Annotated in this window: 16 protein-coding genes and 1 pseudogene; 7 read left to right on the forward strand and 10 right to left on the reverse strand. The window is 66.5% G+C overall.

Features of this window, described 5'->3' with window-relative positions:
• The 3 genes and pseudogenes from A5646_RS27880 to A5646_RS07135 all read right to left on the reverse strand — a co-directional run.
• Nucleotides 1–147 (reverse strand): annotated as a pseudogene (locus A5646_RS27880) (hydroxymethylbilane synthase); the annotation flags it as partial.
• Nucleotides 148–160: 13 nt separating this feature from the next.
• Complete coding sequence (locus A5646_RS07130; protein WP_066859629.1) at nt 161–1,531, reverse strand: glutamyl-tRNA reductase; 1,371 nt, start codon at nt 1,529–1,531, stop codon at nt 161–163.
• A gap of 125 nt (nt 1,532–1,656) precedes the next feature.
• Nucleotides 1,657–1,926 (reverse strand): glutaredoxin family protein, encoded by a 270-nt coding sequence (locus tag A5646_RS07135; protein WP_067020841.1) that lies wholly within the window; start codon nt 1,924–1,926, stop codon nt 1,657–1,659.
• 59 nt (nt 1,927–1,985) lie between these two features.
• Here A5646_RS07135 and A5646_RS07140 point away from each other — a divergent pair, with 59 nt between their 5' ends.
• The 7 genes from A5646_RS07140 to A5646_RS07170 all read left to right on the forward strand — a co-directional run bounded on the left by A5646_RS07140 (nt 1,986) and on the right by A5646_RS07170 (nt 8,378).
• The gene (locus tag A5646_RS07140) at nt 1,986–2,294 is read left to right on the forward strand and encodes a WXG100 family type VII secretion target (protein WP_067020825.1); all 309 of its coding nucleotides are present in this window, start codon (nt 1,986–1,988) and stop codon (nt 2,292–2,294) included.
• Nucleotides 2,287–2,577 (forward strand): WXG100 family type VII secretion target, encoded by a 291-nt coding sequence (locus A5646_RS07145; RefSeq protein ID WP_067020827.1) that lies wholly within the window; start codon nt 2,287–2,289, stop codon nt 2,575–2,577. The genes A5646_RS07140 and A5646_RS07145 overlap by 8 nt, the downstream gene beginning before the upstream one ends.
• Nucleotides 2,578–2,581: 4 nt before the next feature.
• The gene (locus tag A5646_RS07150) at nt 2,582–5,143 is read left to right on the forward strand and encodes a TNT domain-containing protein (protein WP_067020830.1); all 2,562 of its coding nucleotides are present in this window, start codon (nt 2,582–2,584) and stop codon (nt 5,141–5,143) included.
• Between the two features lie 31 nt (nt 5,144–5,174).
• Nucleotides 5,175–5,843 carry a hypothetical protein gene (locus tag A5646_RS29800; RefSeq protein ID WP_231997864.1) on the forward strand — a complete coding sequence of 223 codons (669 nt, stop codon included), beginning with the start codon at nt 5,175–5,177 and terminating at the stop codon, nt 5,841–5,843.
• A 132-nt stretch (nt 5,844–5,975) separates the two neighbouring features.
• Nucleotides 5,976–6,884 carry an HAD family phosphatase gene (locus A5646_RS07160; RefSeq protein WP_067020833.1) on the forward strand — a complete coding sequence of 303 codons (909 nt, stop codon included), beginning with the start codon at nt 5,976–5,978 and terminating at the stop codon, nt 6,882–6,884.
• Between the two features lie 42 nt (nt 6,885–6,926).
• Nucleotides 6,927–7,448, forward strand: a complete 522-nt coding sequence (locus A5646_RS07165; RefSeq protein ID WP_066859616.1) for a MaoC family dehydratase N-terminal domain-containing protein — start codon at nt 6,927–6,929, stop codon at nt 7,446–7,448.
• Nucleotides 7,449–8,378 (forward strand): cyclopropane mycolic acid synthase family methyltransferase, encoded by a 930-nt coding sequence (locus tag A5646_RS07170; RefSeq protein WP_066859614.1) that lies wholly within the window; start codon nt 7,449–7,451, stop codon nt 8,376–8,378. It begins immediately after the preceding gene.
• Nucleotides 8,379–8,439: 61 nt separating this feature from the next.
• Here the strand turns inward: A5646_RS07170 and A5646_RS07175 are convergent, their stop codons facing one another.
• The 7 genes from A5646_RS07175 to A5646_RS07200 all read right to left on the reverse strand — a co-directional run.
• The gene (locus A5646_RS07175) at nt 8,440–9,528 is read right to left on the reverse strand and encodes a lysophospholipid acyltransferase family protein (RefSeq protein ID WP_197499477.1); all 1,089 of its coding nucleotides are present in this window, start codon (nt 9,526–9,528) and stop codon (nt 8,440–8,442) included.
• Complete coding sequence (locus A5646_RS07180) at nt 9,510–10,637, reverse strand: SDR family oxidoreductase (RefSeq protein ID WP_066859608.1); 1,128 nt, start codon at nt 10,635–10,637, stop codon at nt 9,510–9,512. The genes A5646_RS07175 and A5646_RS07180 overlap by 19 nt, the downstream gene beginning before the upstream one ends.
• 51 nt (nt 10,638–10,688) lie before the next feature.
• On the reverse strand, nt 10,689–10,790 hold the full coding sequence (locus A5646_RS27890) for a 30S ribosomal protein bS22 (protein WP_003402602.1): 102 nt from the start codon (nt 10,788–10,790) through the stop codon (nt 10,689–10,691).
• A 145-nt stretch (nt 10,791–10,935) separates the two neighbouring features.
• Nucleotides 10,936–11,193 (reverse strand): cell division/environmental response transcriptional regulator, encoded by a 258-nt coding sequence (locus A5646_RS07185; RefSeq protein ID WP_040629292.1) that lies wholly within the window; start codon nt 11,191–11,193, stop codon nt 10,936–10,938.
• 138 nt (nt 11,194–11,331) lie between these two features.
• A complete protein-coding gene (gene proC / locus A5646_RS07190) occupies nt 11,332–12,207 on the reverse strand; it encodes a pyrroline-5-carboxylate reductase (protein ID WP_197505139.1) in 876 nt (291 codons plus the stop codon).
• Between the two features lie 27 nt (nt 12,208–12,234).
• A complete protein-coding gene (locus A5646_RS07195; protein ID WP_067020838.1) occupies nt 12,235–13,077 on the reverse strand; it encodes a thioesterase family protein in 843 nt (280 codons plus the stop codon).
• 24 nt (nt 13,078–13,101) lie between these two features.
• The coding region (locus tag A5646_RS07200) for a sugar phosphate isomerase/epimerase (protein ID WP_197505140.1) at nt 13,102–13,625 on the reverse strand (524 nt) is incomplete at its 5' end.

Here is a 13,625-nt window from a genome sequence, read left to right on the forward strand (position 1 = left end):
GAGGTCTTCGATGGGCGCCAACGACCGGTCCCCGGCGGTGGTGATGGTCACCAGCTCCGCCGGGTGTCCCAGCGCGATCAAAGCGTCTCGGACCGTTCCGGCCTGGGTGGTGGCCAACAGGCTGCCCCGCGTGCCTATCCGGATCACGTTCGCCAATCGGCTACTCGGCGGTTTGCTGCGGGGTTCCCGCGTCGAATCCGCTTGCGATGACCGGCAATTCGCCCGCGGCCACGGCATCGACGGCGGTCTGGTCGAGTTCGAAGAGTTCGCGCAGTGCCTCGGCGTAGCTGTCGCCACCGGGCGCGCTGGCGAGCTGTTTGATCCGCACGGTCGGCGCGTGGAGCAGCTTGTCCACCACCCGCCGCACGGTCCGGGCCACCTCTTCGCGCTGGGCGCTCTCGAGCCCGGGCAGCCGGTTGTCGAGGCGCAGCAGCTCCGCTTCGACCACGTCGGCGGCGCGCTGGCGCAACGCGGTGACCGTCGGCGTGACCTCGGCCATCCGCTGGCCGGCAAGATAGGCAGCAACTTCGGTGGCGACGATGTTGCGGGCGGCGTCGACGTCCGCGGCCGCGGCGTGGGCCGAGGGCTCGTGCTGGACGCGGTCCACGTCGACAACCCAGACGCCGGGCAGGCCGGCCACCGCCGGGTCGACGTCGCGCGGCATGCCCAGGTCGCAGATCACCAGCGGGTTCGCCTCTTCGTCGCGGTGCGCGGCGGCCAGCGCGTGGTGCACGTCGGCCAGCGAGACCACCGGGGTCACCGCTCCGGTACAGCTGACGACCACGTCGGCGCCGGCCAGGGTGTCGGCCAGTCGGTCCAACGGCAGGGCGTCGGCCGGCACCCCGGTGTCGCGAATCTTGCGGACCAGGCGCTGGGCCCGGGACAGCGAGCGGTTGAGTACATGGACGTGCCCGATGCCGGCCCGGGACAGGTGCGCCGCGGCCAGGGCGCCCATCGCTCCGGCGCCGACCAGGACCGCCGACTTACCGGACAGCCCGCCCAGCCGGCGTTCGGCCATGTTCAGGGCGACCGACACCACCGAGGCGCCGGCGGCGTCGATGGCGGTTTCGGAGTGCACCCGCTTGCCCACCGACAGGGCCCGCTGGGCCAGCTCGTGCAGGACCCGGCCGACGGTGCGATTGGTCTCGGCGTCGGCATAGGCGCGACGGACCTGGCCGAGCACCTGCTGCTCGCCGATCACCGCGGAATCCAGGCCGCTGGCGACCGCGAACAGGTGCTCGACGGCGGCCTCGCTGTACCGGACGTACGCGTATTTGGTGAGGTCGGCCATCGACATGCCGGACTGTTCCGACAGCACCTGCCCGATCACGGCCAACCCGCCGTGGAACGCGTCGACCACCGCGTAGACCTCGACCCGGTTGCAGGTAGACAGCACCATCGCCTCGGTCACCAGCGGCGACTGCAACACCCGGTCGACGATCTTGCCCTGATCGGCCTCGTCGATGCTGAGTTGTTCCAGGACGGAGACCGGCGCACTGCGGTGCGAAACCCCGAAGAGCAAGACGCTCACGGCAGCATCACCTGGCCAGCTCCCTTGCTTCCTCCAGTAAATGAACTGCTGTCCAAGGTAATCGTTTATCAGCTGGGCTACCAAATAATGGCCCGCCGCCGGCCGACCGGGCGACGGCCGGTCGGTTAGCGGGCGAGATCGGCCCGCAGCCGAGGCTCGTCGATCTCCCAGTAGCTGTGTTCGCGGCCGTCGAGCAGGATCACCGGCAGCCGGTCGCCGAACTCGGCACGCAGCGCGGTGTTGCCCGTAGCGGCGGCCGCGTCGACGTCGGTCATCGACAGCTCGAAGCCCAGCTCGGCGGCCAATTCGACCAACCGGGCGTGCACCCGCTCGCAGATGGCACACCCGTGGCGGGTCAGCAGCTCCACCTGTGGCCGGCCGGTCGCCTCAGTCATGGGCACCAGTGTGGCATCGGTGACTTGTGGGGCCATCTACCAGGCGTTATGTTCCGACAATGGCCGACGAAACGCTGCGAGTCGATCCTGTCGTGATGCAGGGTGCCGCCGCCTCGCTCGGTGGTGCGGCCGAGCAGCTTTCGGCCCAGCTGTCCCAGCTCGACGACCAGGTGGGCCAGCTGCTGGGCGGTTGGCAGGGTGTGGCCGGCAGTGCGTACGGATCCGCGTGGGAGCTGTGGCACAAAGGCGCCCGCGAGGTTGAGCTCGGGCTGTCGATGCTGGCGCACCTGGTCGGCCAGGCCGGCGGGGCGTATCAGGCCAACGAGGCCGGATCCGCCCAGGCGGAGCGCGGGGTGCGCGGTGGCTGAGGCATTTCGGGTGGATCCGCAGGCGCTGGCCGATGCGGTGCACCGGATGGCGGCGTTCCAACGCTATGCCGAAGACATGATCGCCGAAATCGATTCGCGCGTAACGCGTTTGCACGCAGCGTGGACGGGCGAAGCCGCCGCGGCGCACGCCGAGGCGCATCAGCACTGGGTTCGCGGCGAGGCGATGATGCGCCAGGCGCTGACCCAACTGGAGAAGGTGGCCACGGCCGCGCACGGCAACTACACCGGCGCAATGTCGACGAATCTCGGTATGTGGTCGTGACTAAATGGCGCCGCTGGCGTGTGACCCGACTGCCCTAGACCGAGCCGGTGCCACGGTCCTGACCACCGGCGTCTCCTTGGGTTCGGTGATCTCGACGTTGACCAAGGCGTTGGCCGACACGGCGGGCATGGCCGGTGACGATCCGGTGGGTGTAGCGCTGGGCCGCGCGTACGACGGTGCAGCGGCCAAGGTGATCGAGGCGATGACCGGCACCCGCAATGGGTTGGCCAGCATCGGCGACGGAGTGCGGATGTCGGCGCACAACTATGCGCTGGCCGAGGCGATGTCGGACGTGACGGGCCACGCCGCAGCTCTGCCGACTCCGCCTGTGACCGCGCCGCTGACCGCGGCGTCTCATCCGCCATCGGCGGTGGGCGCCGGAAGCAGCGCCCCGGCGGGTTGGAGTTGGGTCGCGCCGTATATCGGAATGATCTGGCCCACGGGCGATTCGGCGAAACTACGCGCCGCCGCCGCGGCATGGACGACCGCGGGCGCCACCTTCATGACGACCGAGTTCGCGGCCGGCGGCGGCACCATGGCCGCCATTGCCGCGCAACAGATTCCGGAAGGCACCGCCATCAACAAGGCGTTGACCGACGCCTCTCGTGCCGCCATCAGCGTTGCGGGCCAATGCCAGACGATCGCGGCGCAGCTCAATAGCTACGCGGCCAAGATCGACAAGGCGCACGCGGCGATCCTGGACCTGTTGTCGCGCATCTGCGATCCGCTGACCGGCATCAAAGAGGTTTGGGACCTTCTCACCGACGAAGACGAAGACGAGATCAAAAGAATCGCCGACGACATCAAAACGGTGGTCGACAACTTTTCCCAGGAAGCCGAAACGCTCGCCGACCAGATCAAGGCCACCATGTCGGCGGCGGCCACCGCCGCGAAGGATATGGCCCACTGGGCCGACAAGGAGTGGGACCACTTCGTCGCCTTGAATAAGGCGGCCCTCCATGGGCTAGGAAAGATTCTTGGTGGCGCCGGCAAAGAGGGCTGGGGAACTCTCAAAGGGCTATTCGCGATCAGCCAGTTCCGTGCGGTGCTCGATCCGATCGGATACGGCAAAGAGCTTGGCGGGATGGTCCAAGGGGCGGCGTCGCTCACCGGCCTCGGCCCCGACGGTGGCCCCGGTTGGCTAGAGTCATGGGAAGCGCTGGGCAAACAAGTCAGCCATTGGGACGAGTGGGGCACTGACCCTCTCGATGCACTCGGCCGAACCGCTTTCGACGTACTGACATTGCCGATACCCGGCGGACCGCTTTCCAAGCTCGGCAAGCTCGGTCGCGGTGCTGCAGATGCGCTGAAGGATCTAAAGAAGCCGCCCGAGCTCAAACCCCCGACAGTTAAGCCACCCGGAGAACCAGCCCCTGCCGCGCCAAAGCCGCCGGGATCGGGCCAGTCGGCGCCGGCACCCCAGGGCAAACCGGCACCCTCGGGCAAACCGGCGCCGGGACCCACCGAAGGTCCGCTGCCGCACAGCCCCACCGAATCCAAGCCGCCTCCGGTCGAAAAGCCGCCGGCCGCCGAGCCGCCCAAGCCGACGGCGACGCCGGGCGAGCCCAGCGGTAAAGCCCCGGTGGCCGCGCCTCCAGGCGACACACCGCTACCCCAATCGAAACCGCCCGAACCCGTTCCCGCCCACGCGCCGGCTGCTCCCGGCGAACCTCCGGCTGCGCCGGCTCCGCACGCCGGCCCTCCACCCGGATCCGTACCCGCAGCCCCCGCGGCTCCGCACCTACCGACACCACCTTCAGTTCCGATGGGTGGTGGACCCCCTGTCGAGATCCCTCCCGGCTTGGGTGATGTGCCACATGGCGGTGAACCCCCGGCCCATCCCGGAGAGCCGCATGGCGGGGGTCCGCACCTGCCCGGTGACGGCCACCCGCCCGGCGACGGCCATCCGCCCGGCGACGGCCATCCGCCCGGCGACGGGCATGAACCGCCTAGTTCGCACCCACCTCACGACGGCAAACCTCCCGACGACCTCACCGACGGACATCCGCCAGAAATCCCCGCCCCGTCGGATTTGCCGCCATGGCACCAAGCGCAGCTGGCGCTCGCCGAATCACCCGAGCAGCTCGTAAAGGACCTTCTAGAGCACGGATGCCCGCGAGAACTCGCCGAATCAGCCGCGCAGAGCCCTTACGAAGGAATGAGCGCCCAGGACATCTTGAACAAATACTGGGATCCGATTAAAAACACTTGGGATTGGCCGAAGCACGACGGCTTCGCGGATGGAAAGTGGGAAACGTCTCGCAACATTCTAACGGACACCAGGATGAACAGGATTGGGGAGATCAGCGGCAACCGGGGGGAATTTATGGGTGCGGTCGGTGACAGTTATCCGCAACGCAGCCTCGCTCCTGGCTCATCCGGCGACTACAATGTTTTTCACGGCACCGGTAAGGAATTACCAGAAGGCTGGGAAGTCAGATACGGGAAAGTCGCCGGAGCATTCGGCTGGCCGGGCGGCGGAACTCAGTGGGTAGTGGTCAATGCTAAAGGTCAGTTTGTGATGATCGACTTTCTTCTTAAAAACGGTTATCTCGCCTTAGAATAGCGCTAGACCAAGTCATGAGAGGCTCGACGATATGAGTGATGATCGCCCAGGTGCCCGCGACAATGAGGCTGAGGTGATTGCGAATTACAACAGGTGGCGTACCGTCGCCAACCTGGCCGGGAGTGGCGGGCCATACGACGAACCCGACTGGGAAGGTGGCCGATTGTACTTCCGTTCAGACTATTCGGGCAAAGTTAAAAAATGGCCTGCGTGGGCCAAATCTGGCTATTGGGGCGCGTGGATCATCGGTCCTACCCAAGATGAACATTTTTGCGTTGTCCACTCGTTATTACACGAGAGAGCCGCAGAGCGCTCCGAAGATATTCAAGCGGTGTTCTCGCAGTTTGAAGACGCCGGAAAATACATCATTTTACAGATTGGCGATTCCCTCCGGTATCGGCTGGGCTTAGAAACACTATCTGTCAAATGGGAGGCCCGTGGGCCCAATCCCCGCATACAGGTTGCGTCGCCCGAGCAGGACATTGTCGAGTTCATATTACGCGAAAGCCCAGGACTCAAGAGAGAGTTTGCGGAAAAGCATCTGAAGAAATTCGTTCGGCGAGACGACTTCAATTCCTACGGTTTTGCCTTGCCTGGGGAACAAATCAATATGGAAGTGCTCGCATTATCGCTCGACGACCTGAATGCGGCTTTAGCCCAAGATATGCCAGACAGCATCACCTCTCAGGTCGCGCGCTAGCGAGGGTGAGAGCCACCTACCTCATACTCAGCCCGCGGACACGTCAACGCCCGCATGCCATCTGCCCGTTAGGGTTGGGGATCGGGCACCCACTGGGTCGCCAGGCACCACAGCGATCTAGGAGGTTTGGCGATGACTTCCTCTGACCCGGTCAACCCGGACCGCACCGGTTACGTTGACCCGGAAACGCTGGCCGCGGACGCCAGCGCCGCCCGCGCGATCGAGGGCATGCAGGAAGCCGCCGCCTCCGAGGATCGCCCTCAGCCGCCGATCGACCTGACCGCGGCCGCCTTCTTCGACGTGGACAACACGCTCGTGCAGGGCTCATCGGCCGTGCACTTCGGGCGCGGGCTGGCCACGCGGAACTACTTCACCTACCGCGACGTCGTCGGATTCATCTACGCGCAGGCCAAGTTTCAGATCCTCGGCACGGAAAACAGCAACGATGTCGCCGCCGGCCGGCGCAAGGCGCTCGCCTTCATCGAGGGCCGATCGGTCGAACAACTGGTCACCCTGGGCGAGGAGATCTACGACGAGATCATCGCCGACAAGATCTGGCCCGGCACCCGCGAGCTCACCCAGATGCACCTGGACGCCGGCCAGCAGGTGTGGCTGATCACCGCGACGCCCTACGAGCTCGCCGCGACCATCGCGCGACGGCTCGGCCTGACCGGCGCGCTGGGCACGGTCGCGGAATCGGTCGACGGCGTCTTCACCGGCAGGCTGGTCGGCGACATCCTGCACGGCACTGGCAAGGCGCACGCGGTGCGGTCGCTGGCAATTCGCGAGGGGCTCAACCTGAAACGCTGCACGGCGTACTCGGACAGCTACAACGACGTGCCCATGCTGTCGCTGGTGGGCACGGCCGTCGCCATCAATCCCGACGCCCGACTGCGTGCCCTGGCCCGGGAGCGCGGCTGGGAGATCCGCGACTTCCGCACCGCCCGTAAGGCGGCCCGGATCGGGGTGCCCTCGGCGTTGGCGCTGGGCGCAGCCGGTGGTGCGCTGGCCGCGCTGGCCTCTCGGCGGCAATCACGCTGATAGGCTGCGCCGCGCAGACACAATTACGGAGGGCATTGCGCCATGACGACCCCCAAGGAAGCCGAAGGACTGATCGGCAGCCATTACCGCGCGCCGGACTACTTCGAGGTCGGCCGGGAGAAGATCCGTGAGTTCGCCCTGGCGATCAAGGATGACCACCCCGCGCACTTCGACGAGAGTGAATCCGCGAACGCTGGGTATCCGGACATGGTGGCGCCGCTGACGTTCCTAGCGATCGCCGGGCGCCGTGTGCAGCTGGAGATCTTCACCAAGTTCAGCATTCCGATCAACATCGCCCGGGTCATTCACCGCGACCAGAAGTTCAAGTTCCACCGGCCGATCCTGGCTCACGATAGGCTGTACTTCGACACTTACCTCGACTCGGTGATTGAGTCCCACGGCACCGTGCTTGCGGAGATCCGGAGCGAAGTGACCGACGCCGATGGTAAACCGATCGTCACGAGTGTCGTCACGATGTTGGGAGAGTCCTCAAACCAGGAGGACGTTGAAGCTACGGCCGCGGCAGTGGCATCCATATCCGCAGGAAAGTTAGGGGCGTTGTAAATGACTGCTCAGGGGGAAACGGGAAGCACGCAACTCAAACCGCCGGTCGAAGCGGTCCGATCCCACTACGACAAGTCAAACGAATTCTTCAAGCTGTGGCTGGACCCGTCGATGACCTACAGCTGTGGCTACTTCGACGAGAATCCTGACCCGCAGAATCTGACCAAGACGCTGGAAGAGGCGCAGTACGCCAAGCGCAAGCTGGCCCTGGACAAGCTCAACCTCGAGCCCGGCATGACGCTGCTGGACATCGGCAGCGGCTGGGGTTCGACGATGCGGCACGCGGTGGCCGAGTACGACGTCAACGTCATCGGACTGACGCTGAGCGAGAACCAGTACGCCCACTGTGTGGCCGAGTTCGACAAGATGGACAGCCCCCGCCGCAAAGAGGTCCGGATCCAGGGCTGGGAGGAGTTCCCCGGCGACGTGCCGATCGACCGCATCGTGTCGCTGGGGGCGTTCGAGCACTTCGCCGACGGCGCGGGTGACGCCGGGTACGAGCGCTACGCCACCTTCTTCAAGAAGTACTACGACCTGCTGCCCGACGACGGCCGGATGCTGCTGCACAGCATCGTGGTGCCCAACGCCGAGGAGGGCAAGAAGCTGGGGTTGCAGGTGAACATGACCCTGCTGCGATTCATCAGTTTCATCCTCAAGGAGATCTACCCGGGCGGGAAGCTGCCCCAGGTCGACCTGGTCGACAAGTACTCGACGGACGCGGGTTTCAAGATCGAGCGCCATCACTTCATCGGCAAGAACTACGTTCCGACGCTGACGGCCTGGGCGGACGCCCTCGAGGCGCACAAGGAGGAGGCGATCGCCCTGAAGGGGCAGGAGACCTACGACATCTACTTGAAGTACTTGCGGGGCTGCTCGGACCTGTTCCGGGACGGCTACACCAACGTCTGCCAGTTCACCCTGGTCAAGTAGCCGGCTTCTCAAAGGTCAACGCCATCGCGGATTTCCGCGGTGGCGTTTCCTTTTGCGCGGCTCAGCCGAAGAAGATGTTGCGACGCCCGGCGAGCAGCCGGTACAGCGTCTGCTGGATGGTCTCGCGCACCTGGTCGGTCAGCTCGAAGGTGACCATCGGGTCGTCGGCGTCGGAGGCGGCGTAGTCGTCGGTGTAGATCGGTTCACCGAACGTGATGTGCCATTTCGACGGCAGCGGCACCAGGCCGACCGGCCCGGCCAACGGGAACAGCGGGGTGATCGGGAAATATGGCAGCCCGAACAGTCGTGCCAGCAGCTTGACGTCGGTGAGCATCGGGTAGATCTCCTCGGACCCGATGATCGAGCAGGGGATGATCGGCGCCTTGGTCCGCAGCGCCGCCGTGACGAATCCGCCGCGGCCGAACCGCTGCAGCCGGTAGCGGTCCTCGAAGCGCTTGCCCAGCCCCTTGTAGCCCTCCGGGAAGACGGCGGTCAGCTCGCCGGCGGCGAGCAGCCGGTGCGCGTCGGTCGTGCAAGCCATGGTGTGGCCGGCCTTGCGGGCCGCCTCGCCCACGATGGGCAGGTCGAACACCATGTCGGCGGCAAGCAGGCGCAGCTCGCGGTGCGCCGGGTGCTCGTCGTGCACGGCCACGGACAGCATCAACCCGTCGAACGGCAGCACGCCGGCGTGGTTGGCGACCACCAGCGCGGCGCCGTCGGCCGGCAGGTTCTCGATGCCGCTCACCTCGACCCGGAACCAGTTCCGGAAGAACAGCCGCAACACCGGCAGCACGATCGCGCTGTTGAAGTGCGGATCGAAGCCGAACTCGTCGACGCTGTAGTCCCCGGTGATTCGTTGACGCAGGAATCCGGCAACGGCGGCGACGCGCTGCGCCAGATCATTCAGCGGGGCGTCGGCGGACGAGGCGCCGGCGGCGCGGCGGTGTTCGTCGATTTCGCGAACCACCGCGGCGATCTGCTCGGCCGACGCGCGGCCATTAGGATCCGAAAGTAACGAAGGGTGTTGGCGAGTTGACTCGGCTCGTTGATCGGCTCTCCGACGCGCCGCTACCCGAGCCCGATTAGTGTGCAGTGGAATGACATTCGCTCTGGTTTCACCCGCCACGATACCTACCTGACCCCACCCCACGGAATTGGATTTCGGCTACCCCAGCGCTGAGCCAGGGATATGGCGCGACCTTCCCAGGAGCGTACCCGATGCGGGTCGATAATGGGAGTCAGGCTTCGGCCGCGAACGTAGTCGTCAAAGGCTTCTGCCGTCGTCCATTTCGGCTGGAAGCCGAGTTCTGAGCGCATTCGGCTGGTATCCATGACGCGGCCATAACTCAAGTAATCAAATTGGTCGCGACTGATCTCGTTGTAATGATTTGCGCGCCGCAAGGAATCCAATACCCAAACGCCGAATCCCGGTACTGGCAAAGGAATCCGGCCGGCCCGCCGGATCGCCTGCGACAGCATGATGATTCCGTCGGCGCCGATGTTGAACGTTCCCGCCTTGCCGGCCATTGCCGCACGCTCCAGCGCACCCAGCGCGTCCTGCTCGTGCAGCAGCTGCAATCGCGCGTCGCGGCCGAACATCGTTGGCACCAAAGGCCCGGCCAGATAACGCGACAGCGTCGTGTCCATCGCCGGGCCGATCATGTTGGCCAACCGCAGGATCGTCACCGCGATATCGGGCCGGCGCCGTCCCAATCCGCGCGCGTAGGCCTCGATGTCGAGGCTGTCCTTGGCGAAACCGTCACGGAATGGCCGGCGGCTGGTGCTGTCCTCGGTGAACATCACCGGATCGTGCGCGCTCGACCCGTACACCTCGGACGTCGACTTGAGCACCACCCGGCGCACCGAGGGCGCCTTCTGGCAGGCCGCGAACAGCTGCATGGCGCCCATCACGTTGATCTCTTTCAACGCCGCCGTGCCGCCGGATCGCGGCGCGTAGGACGCCGCCGCCGCGTGCACCACCGTGTCGACGTCGCCGTTACGAATCACCTTGGCTATGAAGGGATTTCGAATGTCGGCGCGGACGAACTCGGCGCGCCCCATCCGGCGCAGCATGTCCTTGCTCGGGGCTATCGCGTCCACCGCGATGACCCCTTTGATCATCGGGTTCTGCGCGAGCCGGGCCGTCAGGTAGCCACCCAGGAACCGGCAGGCACCAGTGACCAGCACGATTTTGGGGTAATGCACCGTGTTGCCGGCGGTGTCGCCCGGCCCGGTGTTCTCCCCGTTCGACGGATCCACCCGAACAGCCTAGCGGCCGGGCGAGATGGCGGCACTATGCCGCGGACGGGGTTACTTGCCGAGTTTTCTGCGCTGCACCCGGGTGCGACGCAGCAGCTTGCGGTGCTTCTTCTTCGACATACGCTTGCGCCGCTTCTTGATTACTGAACCCATGAACTCCGCTATCTGACCGTGACCTGCTTCAAAGATTGGACCCGGACACTTTACCCGGCGGAACGCACCGAACACCAAACCGGTGTCGGCCGATCGCCGCGCCACGGCGGAGCCTGAATGCCGCCCGCGAGCGGCACGTTTCAGGTCAGCCGGCGTCGAAGTAGGACGTCTCGAGCATGTCGTGGACGGCCTTGGCGTGCACCCGGAAGGACCGGCCTACCCGGACCGCAGGCAGCTCGCCGTTATGCACCAACCGGTACACCGTCATCTTGGAGACCCGCATCAACGCCGCCACCTCGGCGACGGTGAGGAACTGCGTCCTGCCCTGCTGGCTGTCAACGGAACTGGCGTCCCGTGGCTTACCTGCAGCATCTCGCGCTGATGGCCCGTTACTAGACGTCATCGCAACCCAATCGTGTCAGGCACGCGCATGCCAGCGGCTTCCCCTCCGCTGGCACCAACACGTGCTTACATGAGGAGAATAGCGGGACTAATGGGGTTACTGGTACTGGTGGGGGACAATCAGTTCAAAAAACTTGGATTACTCTGATGTAATTCTTAGCTGCTCAGAGCGCATTTTTGCGGCCTGAACGGCCGCGTCGACCGCCGCTCGCAGGCCCCCTCGTTCCAGCTCACGCAGGGCGGCCGCGGTGGTGCCGCCGGGCGACGTGACCGTCGCCCGCAGCTGCGTTGCGGTGGCGTCCACCCGCAGCCCCGGCGCCTCGGCCTCGCCCAGCCGCCGATCGCCGTCCATGCGTTCCAGCAGCATCGCGGCCGAGCCGGCCATGGTCTGGGCGGTCAGATCGGCGGCCACTTCGCGACTCAGACCCGCCGCGACGCCGGCGTCGACCAGGGCCTCGACCAGCAGGAAGAAATACGCCGGGCCGGACCCCGACAGCGCGGTGACGGCGTCCATCTGGCCCTCCGGGACGCTCAGCACCCCGCCGACCGAGTCGAATAGGGCCGAGACGCCCTCGAGTTGTGGCGCGGTGACGAACCGCCCCTTGGCCAGGGCCGTGACCCCGGCGCCGACCAGGGCCGCCGCGTTGGGCATGGCCCGCACCACCGGCGTCCCGGCGGGCAGCTTCGACTCGAAATAGGTGATGGTGATCCCGGCCGCGACGGTGACGAACACCTGCTCGGCGGTGTCGCTTTCGGCGGCGCCGGCCGCGCGGGCGATCTCGGCCATCACCGACTCGACGTCGGCGGGCTTGACCGCGACCACGACGAATGACGCGTTCTCGACCGCGTCGGGCACCGAGCTGATCAGCACCGAATACGTGTCCGCCAGGTACTTGGCCCGCTCCGGAACCCGCTCGACCACCACCAGGTCCTTGACCTGCCGGCCCGCCCGCAGCAGACCCGACAGCAGTGCCTCCCCGATGCTGCCGCCACCGATGATCGCGATTCTTGCCATGCCGGACAGCATCGCAGACCCCGCGCACTAGCAAGCGGCAGGGACCAATGCCAGCTGGCGGGCCTGCACCACCAGGCGGCCCAGGCTGTCGACGACGGTGTGGTCCTCGTCGAACCAGTCGTGCCCGATCTCGGTGCAGGTCGCGATGATGCGCAGCCAGCCGTCGGCCGGCAGGCCGCGCAGAAACGCCGTCAGCTGGATCGTGGGCGCCCAGCCGGTGCGGTCCACCGCGAACGTCACCGGCGCCGACAGATCACCGCACATGAGCGCAAACAGCGCGTCCGGGGCCACCCCGCGGGGGCGCGCCCACATCTGGATTACCGGCGGACGCCCGTCGGTGCGGGGCTGCATGGTCGACAGCACCGGTCGCACGTCGCACCCCTCCCCCAGGTGCACGAGGCCGGCCAGCGGATGCCCGGGGCCGATCGGCTCGATGTCGTCCGGCGGTTCGGGCGCCATCAGGTCGGCCACCGGGTGGGCCGACAGCAGCGGCCTGGCCGCACCGTCGACCGGATAATGCTCGGGCTCGCCGAGGTTGACCACGGCGTGCACCGCGGTGCGGTCGCCCTGGTTCAACTCGACGTCGACGACGCTGATCCGCCGGCCCCGCTTGCGTACCGACGTCACCAACTGCACCTGCCCGGGATCCGGCGCCCAGAGATAGCTGGCCGACACCGCGACCGGCTGCTGGGCCGGTTCGCGGCCGTCCAACTGGCCGCCGCAGGCGGTGCGGGCGGCGTTGGCGCACAGCGCCAGCATCGCGCCGCCGTGCACCTTGGGGCCGATGGTCCAGCGCTTGTCGAGTTCGCCCTCGAAGACGCCGGAACCGACCTCCCGCAACGTCATCGCGGTGGTGAATAGCGCACTCATGGTGTCTGGGTTCTCCTGGCTTGGTCAGCGCAGCAGGTGCGTGCGGGCAAACTGCAGCGATTCGGCGAGCATGGCCTCGCGCTCGTTGGCGGACCGCGCGCTGGACGTCGACACTTCCAGGATGACGTGTCCGGCGAATTGGCTGCCGGCCAGCATCTGGCACACCTCGGCGGTGGGTTGGGTGCCGCGCCCGGGGACCAGGTGCTCGTCGGCGGGCAGGCCGTTGCCGTCGCACAGGTGCAGGTGGACCAGGCCGCTACCCATCCGCTGGGCCATGTCCAGCGAGTCGGTGCCCGCGGTCGCGGTGTGGGACAGATCCAGCGTGTAGTGCGCGTGGTTGCCGTCGAGCGGGTCGTAGGAGGGCGAGAACGCCGAAATCGCCGGGCCGGGGCCGCCGCCGCGTTTGCGCATCCGTTCCAGCGACTGGCCGGCCCCGAAGAACCGGTCCGCCCGGAACGGGAACATGTTCTCCACCGCGACCAGCACGTCGCTGGATGCTTCCAGCGTCGCCACCTGCTCGGAGAAACCCTCGGCATAGCGCCGCTGCC

It is taken from the genome of Mycobacterium sp. 1245499.0, from assembly GCF_001673615.1.
GTDB classification, from domain to species: domain Bacteria; phylum Actinomycetota; class Actinomycetes; order Mycobacteriales; family Mycobacteriaceae; genus Mycobacterium; species Mycobacterium europaeum_A.

Coding starts and splice junctions, on each gene's coding strand:
- A5646_RS07170 (WP_066859614.1), top strand. CDS start 7,449: ATGACTGCTCAGGGGGAAACGGGAAGCACGCAACTCAAACCGCCGGTC.
- A5646_RS07160 (WP_067020833.1), top strand. CDS start 5,976: ATGACTTCCTCTGACCCGGTCAACCCGGACCGCACCGGTTACGTTGAC.
- A5646_RS07135 (WP_067020841.1), bottom strand. CDS start 1,926: ATGACTGAGGCGACCGGCCGGCCACAGGTGGAGCTGCTGACCCGCCAC.
- A5646_RS07150 (WP_067020830.1), top strand. CDS start 2,582: ATGGCGCCGCTGGCGTGTGACCCGACTGCCCTAGACCGAGCCGGTGCC.
- A5646_RS27890 (WP_003402602.1), bottom strand. CDS start 10,790: ATGGGTTCAGTAATCAAGAAGCGGCGCAAGCGTATGTCGAAGAAGAAG.
- proC (WP_197505139.1), bottom strand. CDS start 12,207: ATGGCAAGAATCGCGATCATCGGTGGCGGCAGCATCGGGGAGGCACTG.
- A5646_RS29800 (WP_231997864.1), top strand. CDS start 5,175: ATGAGTGATGATCGCCCAGGTGCCCGCGACAATGAGGCTGAGGTGATT.
- A5646_RS07165 (WP_066859616.1), top strand. CDS start 6,927: ATGACGACCCCCAAGGAAGCCGAAGGACTGATCGGCAGCCATTACCGC.
- A5646_RS07195 (WP_067020838.1), bottom strand. CDS start 13,077: ATGAGTGCGCTATTCACCACCGCGATGACGTTGCGGGAGGTCGGTTCC.
- A5646_RS07140 (WP_067020825.1), top strand. CDS start 1,986: ATGGCCGACGAAACGCTGCGAGTCGATCCTGTCGTGATGCAGGGTGCC.
- A5646_RS07185 (WP_040629292.1), bottom strand. CDS start 11,193: ATGACGTCTAGTAACGGGCCATCAGCGCGAGATGCTGCAGGTAAGCCA.